General features: G+C 69.2%; 1 protein-coding gene. It reads left to right on the forward strand.

From position 1 onward, the window contains the following. The coding region (locus ACF088_RS41265) for a 3-oxoacyl-[acyl-carrier-protein] synthase III C-terminal domain-containing protein (protein WP_392381127.1) at positions 1-386 on the forward strand (386 nt) is incomplete at both ends.

Below are 386 nucleotides of genomic sequence, written 5' to 3' on the forward strand. Positions count from 1 at the left end.
GCCACGGCGTTCCTGTTCGGGGACGGCGCGGGCGCGGTCGTCGTCGGCCCGTCCAAGGAGCCGGCGATCGGCCCGACGGTCTGGGGCTCGGAGGGCGACAAGGCCGAAACGATCAAGCAGACGGTCCCGTGGGACCGTTTCCGGGTCGGCGACATCTCCGCGCTGCCCCTCGACTCCGAGGGCAACGTCAAGTTTCCGGCGATCACGCAGGAGGGCCAGGCGGTGTTCCGCTGGGCCGTGTTCGAGATGGCGAAGGTCGCGCAGCAGGCGCTGGACGCGGCCGGGATCAGCCCGGACGACCTGGACGTCTTCATCCCGCACCAGGCCAACGTGCGGATCATCGACTCGATGGTGAAGACGCTGAAGCTGCCGGATCACGTCACGGT

Source organism: Streptomyces sp. NPDC015125, from assembly GCF_043080045.1.
Classification (GTDB): Bacteria; Actinomycetota; Actinomycetes; order Streptomycetales; family Streptomycetaceae; genus Streptomyces.